General features: G+C 63.7%; 14 protein-coding genes and 1 pseudogene. 12 read left to right on the plus strand and 3 right to left on the minus strand.

The window, feature by feature from the left end; translation table 11 throughout:
* Positions 1-40 precede the first annotated feature (40 nt).
* From YU3_RS0105190 to YU3_RS0105225, 9 genes and pseudogenes are all read left to right on the plus strand, one after another.
* Positions 41-799: an SDR family oxidoreductase gene (locus YU3_RS0105190; protein ID WP_027165250.1), complete on the plus strand. Its 759-nt coding sequence runs from the start codon at positions 41-43 to the stop codon at positions 797-799.
* 108 nt (positions 800-907) lie between these two features.
* A complete protein-coding gene (locus YU3_RS0105195) occupies positions 908-1,300 on the plus strand; it encodes an SET domain-containing protein-lysine N-methyltransferase (protein ID WP_027165251.1) in 393 nt (130 codons plus the stop codon).
* Positions 1,301-1,473: 173 nt separating this feature from the next.
* On the plus strand, positions 1,474-1,740 hold the full coding sequence (rpsU, locus tag YU3_RS0105200; protein ID WP_027165252.1) for a 30S ribosomal protein S21: 267 nt from the start codon (positions 1,474-1,476) through the stop codon (positions 1,738-1,740).
* Positions 1,741-1,872: 132 nt separating this feature from the next.
* Positions 1,873-2,724: a tetratricopeptide repeat protein gene (locus YU3_RS0105205; protein WP_027165253.1), complete on the plus strand. Its 852-nt coding sequence runs from the start codon at positions 1,873-1,875 to the stop codon at positions 2,722-2,724.
* Between the two features lie 209 nt (positions 2,725-2,933).
* The gene (locus YU3_RS0105210; protein WP_027165254.1) at positions 2,934-3,410 is read left to right on the plus strand and encodes a DUF992 domain-containing protein; all 477 of its coding nucleotides are present in this window, start codon (positions 2,934-2,936) and stop codon (positions 3,408-3,410) included.
* A gap of 390 nt (positions 3,411-3,800) precedes the next feature.
* Positions 3,801-4,811 (plus strand): hypothetical protein, encoded by a 1,011-nt coding sequence (locus tag YU3_RS0105215; protein ID WP_027165255.1) that lies wholly within the window; start codon positions 3,801-3,803, stop codon positions 4,809-4,811.
* Positions 4,812-4,885: 74 nt separating this feature from the next.
* Entirely contained in the window at positions 4,886-5,824 is a 939-nt protein-coding gene (locus tag YU3_RS0105220; RefSeq protein WP_156913355.1) for a hypothetical protein, read from the plus strand.
* Positions 5,825-5,897: 73 nt separating this feature from the next.
* A pseudogene (locus YU3_RS40390) lies at positions 5,898-5,981 on the plus strand (DUF992 domain-containing protein); the annotation flags it as partial.
* Positions 5,982-6,378: 397 nt separating this feature from the next.
* Positions 6,379-7,812 (plus strand): MFS transporter, encoded by a 1,434-nt coding sequence (locus YU3_RS0105225; RefSeq protein WP_027165257.1) that lies wholly within the window; start codon positions 6,379-6,381, stop codon positions 7,810-7,812.
* Between the two features lie 18 nt (positions 7,813-7,830).
* On the opposite strand, the gene coaBC is transcribed toward YU3_RS0105225, so the two are convergent.
* The 3 genes from coaBC to ubiE form a co-directional block, all read right to left on the minus strand.
* A complete protein-coding gene (gene coaBC, locus YU3_RS0105230) occupies positions 7,831-9,306 on the minus strand; it encodes a bifunctional phosphopantothenoylcysteine decarboxylase/phosphopantothenate--cysteine ligase CoaBC (protein ID WP_027165258.1) in 1,476 nt (491 codons plus the stop codon).
* A gap of 74 nt (positions 9,307-9,380) precedes the next feature.
* Positions 9,381-10,955, minus strand: a complete 1,575-nt coding sequence (ubiB, locus tag YU3_RS0105235; protein ID WP_027165259.1) for a 2-polyprenylphenol 6-hydroxylase — start codon at positions 10,953-10,955, stop codon at positions 9,381-9,383.
* Between the two features lie 28 nt (positions 10,956-10,983).
* A complete protein-coding gene (ubiE, locus tag YU3_RS0105240; RefSeq protein WP_027165260.1) occupies positions 10,984-11,760 on the minus strand; it encodes a bifunctional demethylmenaquinone methyltransferase/2-methoxy-6-polyprenyl-1,4-benzoquinol methylase UbiE in 777 nt (258 codons plus the stop codon).
* Positions 11,761-11,927: 167 nt separating this feature from the next.
* On the opposite strand from ubiE, the gene YU3_RS0105245 reads away from it, so the two are divergent.
* The 3 genes from YU3_RS0105245 (at position 11,928) to YU3_RS0105255 (ending at position 14,451) form a co-directional block, all read left to right on the plus strand.
* Positions 11,928-12,902, plus strand: a complete 975-nt coding sequence (locus tag YU3_RS0105245; RefSeq protein WP_027165261.1) for an adenosine deaminase — start codon at positions 11,928-11,930, stop codon at positions 12,900-12,902.
* A gap of 149 nt (positions 12,903-13,051) precedes the next feature.
* Positions 13,052-13,681, plus strand: a complete 630-nt coding sequence (upp, locus tag YU3_RS0105250) for a uracil phosphoribosyltransferase (protein WP_027165262.1) — start codon at positions 13,052-13,054, stop codon at positions 13,679-13,681.
* Between the two features lie 203 nt (positions 13,682-13,884).
* Entirely contained in the window at positions 13,885-14,451 is a 567-nt protein-coding gene (locus tag YU3_RS0105255) for a TIGR02281 family clan AA aspartic protease (protein WP_027165263.1), read from the plus strand.
* The last annotated feature ends 1 nt before the right edge of the window (position 14,452 follow it).

The following is a 14,452-nucleotide window of genomic DNA, read 5'->3' on the forward strand; positions in this document are numbered from 1 at the left end:
ACCGCCGGCAAGCCCGGCACAAAGGAAGGATGCCGAAAAAATGTTCGTACTCACAGATAAGGTCGCCGTCGTCACCGGCGCCAGTTCCGGCATCGGCCGCGCCACCGCCAGGCTGTTCGCCGAGCAGGGCGCCATGCTCGTCGTCGCGGCGCGCCGTCAGGCCGAACTCGACACACTGGTCGACGAAATCGAGGCGGCCGGCGGCACGGCGGCAGCCCTTGCCGGCGATGTAAGGGACGAGGCCCATGCGAAGGCGCTCGTCGAACTCGCCGTCGCAAGGTTTGGCGGCCTCGACATCGCCTTCAACAATGCCGGCGCCGTCGGCGTGATGGCGCCCGTTCCCGACATGGCGACGGCGGCATGGCACGAGACGATGGACACCAACCTAACCAGCGCCTACCTCGCGGCCAGGCACCAGATACCAGCCATGCTGAAACGCGGCGGCGGTTCCCTGATCTTCACCTCGAGCTTCGTCGGCCACACCGCCGGAATACCGGGCATGGCCGCCTATGCCGCCGCCAAGGCCGGCCTGATCGGGCTGACGCAGGTTCTGGCCGCCGAATACGGCCCAAGGGGATTGCGCGTCAACGCGCTGCTGCCCGGCGGCACCGATACGCCCGGCGCCACCACCACGACGCCGGAGGCGCGCGCCTTCGTCGAAGGCATCCATGCCTTGAAGCGCATGGCGCAGCCGGAAGAAATCGCCCGCTCGGCGCTCTATCTGGCCTCCGACGCCTCAAGCTTCACCACCGGCACGGCCTTGTTCGCCGACGGCGGCGTCTCGATAAACCGGACGTGATTCATCTGACTGTCGGCAGCCATGCTCGTCTGCCGAAATATCGCGATGGGCCTTGCATTCCGGTCCGTTTTGACGATTTTCGTTTCCCGTCGAAAACGGACCGGAACAATGTTGCTGATCAGGACCTATGTCGCGCAGAGCGCAATCGAAGGCGTCGGCGTCTTCGCCGCCGAACCTGTCCGCAAAGGCGCTTCGATCTGGCGGCTCGATCTCGATTTCGATCGACTGATCCCGATGGAAAAATATGAAGCCGCGCCCCCGCATCTGAGGGAGCTGCTCGACCGCTACGCCTATCCAAGCCCGGACAAGCCAGGCTTTATGGTCTATGAGGTCGACAACGGGCGCTTCATGAACCACTCGGAGCGGCCGAACACGGATTTTTCGCAATATGGCGGCGCCACCGCGACCCGCGATATCGCGGCCGGCGAGGAAATCACCTGCGATTACGGCGAGTTTTTCGAGGATTTCGCGCGCCTCCATCTGGCAGCGGCGGAGGCCTGACGCATAGCCAGGCGCAGCGCTCCGGTTTTTGATCGCGGTTCCCGCAATCAGCGGTGGACAGGACGGCTTGATTCTGCTATCAGCCGCCACAATTCGTGGTGCAACTCGCCGCGGAGGCATGTCAGCTATTGCTGTTTTGCCTGAAGATTTCAAACCCGAAGACAGGATTGCCCGTGCAGGTACTCGTCCGCGATAACAACGTTGATCAGGCGCTTCGCGCGCTGAAGAAGAAGATGCAGCGCGAAGGTATTTTCCGCGAAATGAAGATGCGCGGTCACTACGAGAAGCCGTCCGAGAAGCGTGCCCGCGAGAAGGCGGAAGCCGTGCGCCGCGCCCGCAAGCTGGCCCGCAAGCGCGCCCAGCGCGAGGGCCTGCTGCCGATGACCCCGCGCCCGGCTCCGGCTGGTGCCGCCGGCGCATCGCGCTCGCCGCGCTCATAACGCCTATTTTTCGTCCTTTTCGAAGGATACCGAGGGTGGCGCGATGCGGAATCGCCGCCACCTTTTTATTTATGCATGGATGCCGGTTCGGAGAGGGAACGGACTGACGGCGCTGCGGCAGTGAGGACAAAGATGAACGCAATTACCGTGGAGCGCAGAGCCGCTTTTCGCGGCTTCGCCCTGACGGCGGCCCTGCTTTCAGGCCTGGCGCTTGCAGCATGCCAGACGGCCCCGACGGGCGAGTTCAACTCAGTCGATAAGGCGCAAGGGTCGAGCGAGAACATCTCCTCGCTTTCGGCGGTCATCCAGCGCAATCCGCAGGATCCCGAGGGCTACAATGTGCGCGGCTCGGCCTATGGCCGCGGCGGCCAGTACCAGGCGGCGCTGAAGGACTTCAACCAGGCCATCCAGCTCAACCCGAACTTCTACCAGGCCTATTCGAACCGCGCGCTGATCCAGCGCTTCCTCGGCAATCAGGACGCAGCGCTTGCCGACTACAACCGGTCGATCCAGATCAACGCCAATTACGACGCCGCCTATATCGGCCGCGGCAATCTCTACCGTAAGGCGGGCCGCACCCAGGATGCCTTCACCGATTTCCAGAAGGCGATCCAGCTCGACACAACGGACGCGCGCGCCTACCACAATCGCGGCTTGATCTATCAGAGCCAGGGTCAGCACAAATTTGCCATCGAGGACTTCTCGACCGCGATCTCGCTGGCTCCGGACGCTGCCGAGCCCTACAACGGCCGCGGCCTCTCCTATCTGGCGACAGGCGACGAGGACAACGCCTTCTCCGACTTCAACATGGCCATCAAGCTCGACGGCAAGAACGCCGAGGCCTGGGCCAACCAGGCGCTGATCTATGAGCGGCGCGGCGACAAGGTAAAGGCGGCCAAGTCCTATCGCGAGGCTATCCACCTCGACCCGAACTACCAGCCGGCCAAGGACGGCCTGTCGCGCACCGGCGGCAACGCCAGCTGATCGGAAACTGACGCCGGAACGGCTATTTTGCGCGGCCCGCTCGGGCCGGCGACTGCCTTGTCGTGGCGTGGAGACGCCGATAGCGATCCGTTAACCGCCAAGGGCGATGCGTTAACCCTCGCCATGTTCGCGCCAAGTTTTCGGCGGAACGCTCCGCGCACCTCGATCGTTTCAAGCCGGGGCCAAAATTTCGCGAAAGGACCTTTCCAATGATCAAAACACTTGCCTGTGCCGCTGCCGCGCTTGCCGCCACGGTCCTCGCTTCTCCGGTCAGCGCCGGCACGCTCCGGCTCGGCACGCTCGATTGCTCCATCGACGGCGGCGTCGGCTACGTCATCACGTCGAACAAAGGCGTGTCCTGCGTCTTCCGGCCCTCTCATCGCGGATCGCCCGAGATTTACACCGGCATGATCTCCAAGCTCGGCGTCGATCTCGGCAAGACGCATCAGGGCCAGCTCGTCTGGGCGGTCCTGGCCGCCACCCCCAATCATGATGCGGGCGACCTCGCCGGTAGTTATTACGGCGTCAATGCCGAGGCGAGCGTCGTGACCGGCGGCGGCGCCAACGTCCTGGTCGGCGGATGGAACAGCGCCTTCATGCTTGAGCCGCTCAGCGTCCAGGCGCAGACCGGCGTCAATCTGGCCGTCACTGTGGCCTCGCTGGACCTCGTCCACTCCTACAAATAGCGGCCCGACCACGGCATTCTGCGGACCGCGCCCGACAAAGGGCGCGGTCTCGTCGCATATATGCGGGGCCACCCGTCACAGTTGGAAACACAAGCACGCGCGGGATTATCAATTGCGTGTGGCGACTTTGCTTGTCTTGTGCTATCAAGCTGAGATGTTGGTGGCCATCGCCGGCAGAGGGGTAGCCTCCCAACGGATGCAAAGACGTCGTTGACTGCAATTTTTGTTGCAGGTGAGGGGCTGTGGTGGATTTCATCGAGCAGTTATTCGGATTTTCGCCTGACGGCGGCTCAGGATCTTTCGAACTTCTTCTGATCCTTGCACCGTTCTTGGTTGCTGCGATCTGGTTCTATATGCGTCGGCAACGACGCTGACGACCCGAGACAGGCCGTGAACCCGGTCCCCAAAATACTGGAATTCCTGAAGGCGATCGTCGACGCCTTCAGGCATTGGCCGGACAATTTGCGCCGGATAGCCGGCCAGATTTGCGCGCTCGTCAGGTTGCTTTGCGAACGAGCCAAGCTTCCCAGCCGGCTCGACCGAAGCGGACCGCAGCGCTGCGTCAAGATCAGCGATCCCGCTTACAAGCGGCCGGACCCTTTGATCTACGCTCAGTATTATCTGATGGGCCAGGGCCTCGCTGTCACCTGGGACAATCCGGATATCGAGATCAAGCGCGGCGGTATTACCGTTCCGCCGCACATGCTGGAGCCGGACACCGAATATGAGGTCGTCGCGCGTATCTGGAACAACTCGACCGAGGCACCGGTCGTCGATCTGCCGGTGAAGTTCTCCTATCTGAGTTTCGGCATCGGCACCACCTCGACCTGGATAGACGAGACAAAGACCGATCTCGGAGTCAAAGGCGGCGCAAATCATCCGGCCTTTGCTTCGGTCAAATGGCGGACGCCGGCCGAACCCGGTCATTACTGCATCCAGGTCCTGCTCGATTGGCTCGACGACGTGAACCCCAACAACAACCTCGGGCAGGACAACACCACCGTCGGCATCGCCCATTCTCCGGCAAAGTTCGAGTTCCGTCTGCGCAACGGCGAACGGGAACGGACCGAGTTTCGGCTTGAAGCCGACACCTATGCGTTGCCTGAATTACCAGTCTGCGGCGAGCGGCCCCGCCCGAAGCCAGCCCGGCGGCCGCTGCGCACCTTTCCCGGCACTATCGCGGCAGTGCCTGCCGGCCATACCCGCCAGGCACATCCCATTCCAGCCGGCTGGCTTGTCACCTTCGATCCTGCACAAGCCGCCCTCGGTCCCGGGGAAGAGATCCCCGTTGTCGTCAATATCGAGCCGCCTGCCGGCTTTGCCGGCCGCAAGGCGGTCAACGTTCATGCCTTCTCGGCTCGCGGACTTGCCGGCGGCGTGACGCTTTATGTCGAACGGTAGGAACCGCCATGGCTTACCGGCAATACACAAAATGCATCTCGGTCGGAAATCATGTCGGCAAGCAATATGCGCAGGTGATCATCGCCGCTGCCGTAGTCGCGCTGCCGCTGATCCTGGTCGGCGTCGTTGCCGGACCGGCGGTCCTTCTGGTCGCACTCGCCGCGATCCTGGCATACTGCCGCTGGTGGCTTTACGATCGGCTGATCTGCCTCGGCGGCGACGAATGCGCAATCGGCTGGCTGCTCAAGATCGATCCACCCGATGAGAAGTCCGGTCTCGATCGCTTCGATACCGACTACAGTCTCAATCTGGTTCCGGGAAACGTGCTTGAATTCACGCCGCAGGCCGAGGCCGAGAAGATCCCGCCGCTCGGACGCCTGATCGCCAACACGCCCGCAATCCAGAACGCCGGCCTCGATTGGCAGGGACTGGAGGCACGCCAATGGGCCAACGATGACCCTACTGCGGTGCTTCATTGCGAATTCGAAGGAGCCGGCGTCTACGACCTGATGATCGCGTGCCTTGCCGCGATCCCCGTGGCCACCGCCGCGGTGGTGGCCTGCGCCATTCCCTTCTTCGGTTGGATCGCATGTGCGATCCTCACGGTCATCGCAGCGGCAATTGTCATAGTCGGAGGCATCGTTGGCATTCTCGACACAGCCAATCCAACCGATCTCGACGAAAATCTCGGCGACCTTCATGTCAATGATCCGACGAGGCGAGGTGCCGACATCCTGTTCGTCCAGGGGACGTGGGTCTATGATTCTGCCCACGAAGGATGGAATGAAATCCACCCGATCAAGCACTGCCAGAAGATCGGCGCCTGGAACGGCAGTTGGAATGAAACTCCGATTCCAGACGGCAGCCCTGCCCGTTGGTGCGAAGCCGTGAATTCGGCTGGCTCGCCACTGACAGTCGCAGCCCAGCAGGATCCGGAAAACCAGTGGACCATACACCCTGCCATCGACGGCTGCCGACATGAATCCGAAGCGGGGCCAAGCCCAATTCACTGACGTCCCGGATTTGGTTCGCGAGCATTCATCTTCCATGGCAAATGATCCGACGTGATCTCGTAGGGGCGTTCGCCAGCCGCTCAGCGTCCAGACCCAGACCGGTCTCAACATCGCCATCGGCGTCAGCCAGTTCCAGTTGCGCAGCACGGCGAACTGATCGGCGAAATGAACGTGGCTACCCAACGCTTCGTCATCCACGGGCGGAGTAGGAGCGTAGCGACGCGGCGCAGACCCGAGGATCCATGCCGGGACTCTTGAGCGCCGCTACGGTGGAGAATTTCGATCTGCTGTGCCCTCCACGAGGTCGCGGCATGCATCCTCGGGTCTTCGCGACGCCGCTTTGCGGCTGCTGCTCCGCCCGTGGATGACGAAGCTGAGAGGCTTTCCGTCAATATCAAACGTTGGGATTTCCACAAAAAGACGCTTGAACTCAATCATGGTTGAGGTTTTAGAAGCCTGCCCTGACTGAAACAGCGCGCATGGCGCCGCTGGAAACCTTCACTGGCTTCTGGTGCCATGCGCCGGCATCGATATATGCAAGAGCAGGGGTGGAAATGACCGAAATCACCAGCAATAGGGTCGACTGGCGGGCGCTGTGGGCGAGCGGCGACCTGGCGCGCTTCTGCTTCGTCAGCCTGGGCATCCTGCTGCATGCCACCAATGAGACGATGGTGGCGACGGTGATGCCGGCCATGGTCGGCGAACTGGCAGGCGTGCAGCTGGTCGGCTGGTCGTTGGCGATCTACGAGCTTGGCGCCATCGTCGCCGGTGCCGCGGCAGGCCGGCTCGTCAGTTATGTCGCGCTGCGCTCCAACATGATGGTCGCCGCCCTCCTCTATGCGGTCGGCGCGCTGATCTGCGCCACGGCACCTTCCATGCCGCTATTCCTCGCCGGACGCCTGGTCGAGGGATTTGGCGGCGGCGCGCTTGTGTCGTTGGCCTTCGTCTCGGTCGAGCGGCTGTTCCCACGCAACATCTGGCCGCAGCTCTTCGGCATCATATCCGCGATCTGGGGCGTCGCCGCCTTCAGCGGTCCGATGCTCGGCGCGATCATGACCGAGTTCCTGTCGTGGCGCTGGGCTTTCGGGATCTTCACGTTCGGCGGCGCGGCGATGGCGCTGGCGAGCTTCATCGTGCTGAACACGCCCGAGGCGACGAAGCCGCAGGCGGGCGGCACGCCGCAGCCCTTCCCCTATTCTGCGCTCGCCTGTCTCGCCCTCAGCGTGATGCTGATAGCCGCCGCCGGCATCGACATTGCCCTGTTTCGTTCATCGCTGTTGCTCCTCCTCGGCCTGATCGGGCTCACGCTGTTCTTCCGCATCGATGCCCTCAGGCCGCGCTCGCGCCTCTTCCCGTCGCCTTTGTTCTCATGGCGCTCGCCGCTTGGCTGCGGCATGACGATGGTTGCGGCATTCTCTGTGGCCACCTGCACCTTCACCATTTACGGGCCGCTGCTCTTGACCACGCTTCACGACATTCCGTTGCTTACCACCGGCTACATCATCGCCGCCGAATCGATCGCTTGGTCGGTCCTGTCGATCGTCATCGCCAATGCGCCATTGGAGCGTGAACGCCTGATCATCGTCGTCGGCGCGCTGATGATCGCCTCGGGCCTCGCCGGCTTCGCCTACACCATCCCGGCAGGGTCGATCCCACTGATCCTGCTCTGCGCCCTGCTGCAAGGCGGCGGCTTCGGCGTTTGCTGGCCCTTCCTGACGCGCGTCATTGTCGCTTCGGCGCGCGAGGGCGAGCAAACCATCGCCTCGGCCGCCGTGCCGACCATGCAGCGCATCGGCTATGCCGTCGGCGCCGCCCTTGCCGGCATCATCGCCAATGCCAGCGGCTTCTCCGAAGGGCTAAACCGCGATGCGGCCGCTTCTGTCGCCGGCTGGCTGTTTCTGGCCTTCGTGCCGCTCGGCGTTTTCGGGTGCCTGGCGGCGCTGAGGATCTATTCGGCAGCGAACCGGCCGCGACTTGCGGCGGGTTGACGCCGCCGACCTCAAAACTCACACCACAAGGGTCTGCTGCAACCGCTCCGCAATCAGCGCGGCAAGCCGCGCCGCAACCTCGTCCTTGCCCATTTCCGGCCATTCTTCGACGCCGGTCCTGGAGACGATGCGCACCTTGTTGCGGTCGCCGCCCATCACGCCGGACGGACCGATGCCGCTTTCATGCGAGACGTCATTGGCGACGATGAAGTCGGCGCCCTTTTTCCTGAGCTTGGCCTCGGCATTGGCGACAAGGTCCTGTGTCTCGGCGGCGAAGCCGACGACAAGGGCCGGCCTCCGGGCGTGGTGGCCGATCCCGGCCAGGATGTCGGGATTCTCGACCATCTGCAGCGACGGCGGCCCCTCGCCCGCGACCTTCTTGATCTTCTCGCCCGCGGCGTTCGCCGTGCGCCAGTCGGCGACCGCCGCGACGAACACGGCGGCATCCGCCGGCAACAGGCTTTCGACCGCTTGCTTCATCTGCGCGGCTGTTTCCACATGGGTGGTGGCGAGACCGGCCGGATCGGCGATGGTAACCGGGCCGGAGACGAGCCGCACATCGGCGCCGAGCTTCGCCAGCGCCGCGGCGATGGCATGGCCCTGCTTGCCCGACGAGCGGTTGGCGATGTAGCGCACAGGGTCGATCGGCTCATGCGTCGGCCCCGAGGTGACGATGATCCTGCGGCCGGCCAGCGGCCTCGGCTTCTCGTCGAGCATCGCCTCGATCGCGGCGACGATCTCCAGCGGCTCGGCCATGCGGCCCTCGCCCGCTTCGTTGCTTTCGGCCATTTCGCCTTTGGCGGGGCCGACAAAGGCGATGCCGTCCTTCTGCAGCGTCGCCCGGTTGCGGCGCGTTGCCGGATGCGCCCACATCTTCGGGTTCATCGCCGGCGCCATCAGCACCTTCTTGTCGGTGGCCAGAAGCACGGTCGAGGCGAGGTCGTTGGCATGGCCGTTGGCAAGCTTCGCCATCAGGTCGGCGGTGGCGGGCGCAACGACCAGCAGGTCGGCTTCGCGCGACAGCCTGATATGGCCGACATCGTGCTCGTCATTGCGATCGAACAGTTCGGTGAAGACATGGTCGGCCGAAAGCGCGCCGACCGACAGCGTGGTGACGAATTCCTGCGCCGCCGATGTCATCACCACCCGGACGGAAGCGCCGCGCTCGCGCAGCCGCCGGATCAGGTCGAGCGCCTTGTAGGCCGCGATGCCGCCGCCGATGATGAGCAGGATGCGTTTGCCGGAGAGAGAGCCTCGCAGGACTGGCTTGCCGGCAGCGGCGACGACCGGCGCCGTCCGCTCCTTCGAAGCTGCCAGCGTACGCAGCGCCTCCTCGATCTGGCCGATGCGGTCGGCCTGTCCCGCCCGGCCTTCGACCGCGGCGCGGATCATCGTCCGCGCCTGCTCCTCCATCGAGCAGCCATTTTCGGCCGCGAGCTGTCGGAGCAGGTCCTTGACCTCATCATCGAGATTCCGGATCGTGATGCTGGCCATGTGATTGCACTCGCTTTGGATAGCACGCTCGCAATGATAGCAATGCAATCAGACAGCAGCAAGGCGGATGGCGGTCAGAGCAATTTCCATGCAATGTAGATCAGCGTCAGCGCAATCACCCACAGCGCCACCCGGCCGGAGCGGGTGTGGCGCGCCTCGGCCTTGCCGATGGCGTGGGCAGTCGCTTCGTCGAAGCGCAGGCCGTTCTCGGCCATCAGGTCGATCTCGCGCGACAGCCGGTCGGTGCGGGCGGCGAGGTCCGGCGCCTGCCTTGCCAGGGTCAACAACGCCTTGGCGCCGTCGCGCGCGTCGGTAAGCATGCCGCGCGGACCAAGATTGCCGGCGATCCAGTCGCCGACCACCGGTTCGGCAGTCTTCCACATGTTGAAGGCCGGATCGAGCGTGCGGGCAACGCCCTCGACGACGACCATGGTCTTCTGCAGCAGGATCAGTTCCGGCCGCGTCGCCATGTCGAACAGCTCGGTGACCTCGAACAGCAGCGTCAACAGCTTCGCCATCGAGATGGTCTCGGCCGACTGGCCATGGATCGGCTCGCCGATGGCCCGGATTGCCTGCGCGAAGGCCGAGACATTGTGTTGGCGCGGCACATAGCCCGCTTCGAAATGCACCTCGGCGACGCGCTGATAGTCGCGCACGATGAAGCCGTAGAGGATCTCGGCGAGGAAGCGCCGCTCCTTCTTGCCGAGCCGCCCGGCAATGCCGAGATCGACGGCAACGATAGTGCCGTTGGCCTCGACGAACAGGTTGCCCGGATGCATGTCGGCGTGGAAGAACCCATCGCGCAACGTGTGCCGCAGGAACGACTGGACGAGATTGGCGGCGATCGCCTTGAGGTCGTGGCCAGCAGCGGCAAGGCCGGCAATGTCGTTCATCTTGACGCCGTCGATCCACTCCATGGTGAGCACGTCGCGGCCGGTCCGCTCCCAGTCGACCGCCGGCACGCGAAAGCCCGGATCGTCCTTGGTGTTCTCGCCGAGTTCCGAAAGCGCCGCCGCCTCGAGCCTCAGATCCATCTCGATTCTGGTGGTCTGCGCCAGCGTCTGGGTCACCTCCACCGGACGTAGCCGGCGCGACGAGGGGATGTATTTCTCCTGCAGGTGGGCGGCAAGGAAATAGCTTTCGAGATCCTGGAAGAAGCGGTGCCGCACACCGGGCCGGATCACCTTCACCGCCGCGCGCGAAGCGGTGCGCTCGCGAACGACCTCGGCGCTATGCACCTGCGCGATCGACGCCGCCGCCACCGGCGCGCCGAAACTGGCATAGAGATCGTCGATCTTGCGCCCGAGCGAGGCTTCGATCGCGTGAATCGCCTCCGCCTTCGGGAAGGTGTGCATCTTGTCCTGCAAGAGCGCGAGGTCCAGCGCCATGTCGTTGCCGACGACATCAGGCCGCGTCGCCAGGAACTGGCCGAGCTTGACGTAGGAGGGTCCGAGCCGCACCACGGCTCGCGCCAGCCTGTCGCCGCGCTGATAGCTCAGCGCCCGCCGGCGGGTAAAAAGCCGCGCCACGCGCCAGCCGAATTTCGGCATGCCGGAGAGTTCTTCGCCAGGCAACGCCGCGACGACGCCCTCGCGGACCAGCACCCAGCCGGCCCGGGCCAGCCTGAAGGCGGCGGCGACGCTGCTCATAATCCAGCCTGCTTCAAACGGTTCCGCCTCAAAGCTTCCAGCCGGAATGAAGGGCGGCAATGCCGCCCGAATAGTTGCGGAAAGTGACGCGGTCGAAGCCAGTGCGGGCGATCATCGCCGCGAAATTCTGCTGGTTCGGGAACTTGCGGATGGATTCGACGAGATAGGAATAGGGCTCGCCGTCGCCGGTCACCGCCTTGCCGATCTTGGGGATCGCGTTGAACGACCAGGCCTCATAGGCCTTGTCGAGCAGCGGCATGTCAATCTCGGAGAATTCGAGGCAGAGGAACCGCCCGCCCCGCTTCAGCACGCGATAGGCTTCGGCAAGCGCGGCCTCGATGCGCGGCACGTTGCGGATGCCGAACGCGATCGTATAGGCATCGAAGGTAGCGTCCTCGAAAGGCAGCGCCTCGGCATTGGCCTCGACGAAGTTGGTGTTTGCCGCAAGGCCGTGCTTCTCGGCGCGGTCGCGGCCGACAGCCAGCATCGAGCCGTTGATGTCGAGCACCGTCGCATGGGCCTGGCGCTGACTGGCCTCGACGATGCGGAAGGCGACATCGCCGGTGCCGCCGGCGACATCGAGAACCTTCCAGCCCGGCCGCTTCGGCGGGTTGAGCCAGGTGACCATCGCGTCCTTCCACAACCGATGCAACCCAGCCGACATCAGGTCGTTCATGAGGTCGTATCGATTGGCCACCTTGTGGAAGACGTCATTGACAAGGGGCTGCTTCTCGCCTTCCCCGACCTTCCTGAAACCATAGGAAGTTTCCATGCCGCCCGCGGCCGTGGTTCTCTCAACTGACATTATTTTGATCCGTCATAAAACCGGCGGGACCATAGCCGATCGATGGTGCCGACGCTATTGTCCAGGGCGCGGTTTTCGGCCGCGCCTTCAAGACGGGCCCGGGACGTGCTTCGCATGATTTCCGGTCAGAATCTGTGCCAAAACAGCGTACCGGACGGGATGACCGCATGATTTTGAAGGCCGAACTGCACTGCCACATCGAAGGGGCGGCGGCGCCCGAGCTCGTCGTCAGCCAGGCCCGCAAATATGGCAAGGATTCATCGCCCTATATCCGCGACGGATCCTTTGTCTGGCACGATTTCACCTCGTTTCTCGCCGCCTACGATTTCGCTTCCGACCTGTTTCGCACGGAAGAGGACTATGCGCGCCTCGCCGACCATTACCTGACCAGCCTCGCCCGCGATGGCGCCATCTATTCCGAGGTCTTCACCTCGCCGGACCATGCGAAAAAGGCCGGGCTCTCGCCAAAGGCCTATACGGACGCGCTGGGTGAAGGCATGGCCCGCGCCAGGGCCAAGACCGGCATCGAAGGCCGCATGATCGTCACCGGCGTGCGCCATATCGGGGTCGAGGCGATCGAGCAGGCGGCGCGCTTTGCGGCGCGCTGCGGCCATCCGCTGGTGACCGGTTTCGGCGTCGCCGGCGACGAGCGCATCGGCGATTTCGAGGATTATGTCCGCGCTTTCGAGATCGCGCGCGAGGCGGGCCTGGGCATCACCATCCATGCCGGCGAGCTGATGGGCTGGGAAAGCGTCAAGTCGGCCCTCGATCACATCCGCCCCTCGCGCATCGGCCATGGCGTTCGCGCCATCGAGAACCCGGATCTCGTGCGGCGCATCGCCGCCGAAGGCGTGGTGCTGGAATGCTGCCCCGGCTCCAACATCGCGCTGAAAGTGTTCGACAGCTTCGCCGACCATCCCTTTCCGGCGCTGCGCGCCGCCGGCTGTAAGGTGACGCTCAACTCCGACGACCCGCCCTATTTCTGGACGTCGCTCAAGCGCGAATACGATATCGCCGCCGAGCATTTCGCCATGAACGACAAGGCGCTTGCAGGGATCACCAGAACGGCCATCGAGGCGGCCTTCGTGGACAAGAAGACCAAGGCGATGCTGCTGGGCCGGTTGGACGTGAAGGTGCGGTGAGTAGGAATAGTCAGTAGTCAGTAATGATTTGGCCGTGCGCGCATCGCGCGGTCGAAGGCCGGCGCTTTCCCTCAGTCAGGGACTCGCAAATCGGCTCACTATTCACTACTCACTATTCGATACCCACTGCGAACCAGTCGGAGCACATCATGCAGGGCGTCACCGTCGTCGACCACCCCCTTGTCCAGCATAAGCTGACCATCATGCGCAAGAAGGAGACCTCGACGGCCGGGTTCCGGCGGCTGCTGCGCGAGATTTCGCTCCTGCTCGGCTACGAGGTGACCCGCAACCTCGAACTGACCACGACCATGATCGAGACGCCGATCGAGGAGATGGAGGCGCCGACGCTCGAAGGCAAGAAGCTGGTCTTTGCCTCGGTGCTGCGGGCCGGCAATGGCCTGCTCGAAGGCCTGCTCGACCTCGTGCCGGCGGCACGCGTCGCCCATATCGGCCTCTACCGCGACCATGAAACCCTGGAAGCGGTCGAGTATTTCTTCAAGGCGCCGAGCGATCTTGCCGACCGTCTGGTGATCGTCGTCGATCCGATGCTGGCGACCGCCAATTCGGCGATCGCCGCGATCGACAAGCTGAAAGGCCGCGGCGCCACCAACATCCGCTTCCTCTGCCTGCTTGCCGCCCCGGAAGGCATCGAGCGCTTTACCAAGGCGCATCCGGATGTGCCGATCTTTACCGCCTCGATAGACCGCCAGTTGAACGACAAGGGTTACATCATGCCCGGCCTCGGCGACGCCGGCGACCGTATGTACGGGACAAAGTGAGCGCTCTTCTTTACCGCCTGTTTACGCAAGCCAGCGGTTCCGGCGCGCGTTAAAGCCGCAAACACCATGTCGGCTTAAGGATGCACCTACGCGAGCAATTCCAGGAAAAGTGTAAGGCGGTCTTCCGTTCGGAATTGCTCCAAAACAAAGGGATAAAGCGGTTCAACGTTTCCTTGAAACGATGAAACGTTCCAGGGGCATCCATGCTGCGCAAGCTTCTCATCCTTGGCATCTTTGCCGGAACCTCGGCTTCTATTCCGATCGTCTATCAGGCGAATCCGCATCTGGTGGACGGCCTGCTGAAGTCGACCGTCGCCTCGCAGCCGGCAGCGCCGAAGACCGAGCCGCAGGTCAACCTCGCTTCGGTCCCGGACAAGCCGGTGACGCCGATGCCGCTCGGCCGCCAGGTGCTGGTCAACGCCGATGCGCGCGGCCATTTCACATCGCAGTTCAAACTCAACGGCCGCCAGATCGACGGCATGATCGACACCGGCGCGACGTTGGTCGCCATCAATACCTCGACCGCGCGCAGGATCGGCATCTCGCTCAACCCATCCGATTTCAATCATCAGGTGAACACCGCCAACGGCGCGATCAAGGCCGCCGTGGTGATGGTCAATCACCTGCAGATCGGCAAGATCTCCGTCGACAACGTCCAGGCGATGGTGCTCGACGACAGGGCGCTGCAGGTCAATCTGATCGGCATGAGCTTCCTGCAGCGGCTGCAGAAATACCAAGTCCAGGACGGCGCGTTGCTGCTCGTGCAGTAGG

The organism is Mesorhizobium sp. WSM3224 (genome assembly GCF_000427725.1).
In the GTDB taxonomy this organism is placed as follows: Bacteria; Pseudomonadota; Alphaproteobacteria; order Rhizobiales; family Rhizobiaceae; genus Mesorhizobium.

What these genes read in the sequence shown, in the direction of transcription:
- upp (WP_027165262.1), top strand. Translation starts at nt 13,052, where the DNA reads ATGCAGGGCGTCACCGTCGTCGACCACCCCCTTGTCCAGCATAAGCTG.
- YU3_RS0105255 (WP_027165263.1), top strand. Translation starts at nt 13,885, where the DNA reads ATGCTGCGCAAGCTTCTCATCCTTGGCATCTTTGCCGGAACCTCGGCT.
- YU3_RS0105195 (WP_027165251.1), top strand. Translation starts at nt 908, where the DNA reads ATGTTGCTGATCAGGACCTATGTCGCGCAGAGCGCAATCGAAGGCGTC.
- YU3_RS0105225 (WP_027165257.1), top strand. Translation starts at nt 6,379, where the DNA reads ATGACCGAAATCACCAGCAATAGGGTCGACTGGCGGGCGCTGTGGGCG.
- YU3_RS0105190 (WP_027165250.1), top strand. Translation starts at nt 41, where the DNA reads ATGTTCGTACTCACAGATAAGGTCGCCGTCGTCACCGGCGCCAGTTCC.
- YU3_RS0105210 (WP_027165254.1), top strand. Translation starts at nt 2,934, where the DNA reads ATGATCAAAACACTTGCCTGTGCCGCTGCCGCGCTTGCCGCCACGGTC.
- coaBC (WP_027165258.1), bottom strand. Translation starts at nt 9,306, where the DNA reads ATGGCCAGCATCACGATCCGGAATCTCGATGATGAGGTCAAGGACCTG.
- ubiE (WP_027165260.1), bottom strand. Translation starts at nt 11,760, where the DNA reads ATGTCAGTTGAGAGAACCACGGCCGCGGGCGGCATGGAAACTTCCTAT.
- YU3_RS0105245 (WP_027165261.1), top strand. Translation starts at nt 11,928, where the DNA reads ATGATTTTGAAGGCCGAACTGCACTGCCACATCGAAGGGGCGGCGGCG.
- YU3_RS0105205 (WP_027165253.1), top strand. Translation starts at nt 1,873, where the DNA reads ATGAACGCAATTACCGTGGAGCGCAGAGCCGCTTTTCGCGGCTTCGCC.
- ubiB (WP_027165259.1), bottom strand. Translation starts at nt 10,955, where the DNA reads ATGAGCAGCGTCGCCGCCGCCTTCAGGCTGGCCCGGGCCGGCTGGGTG.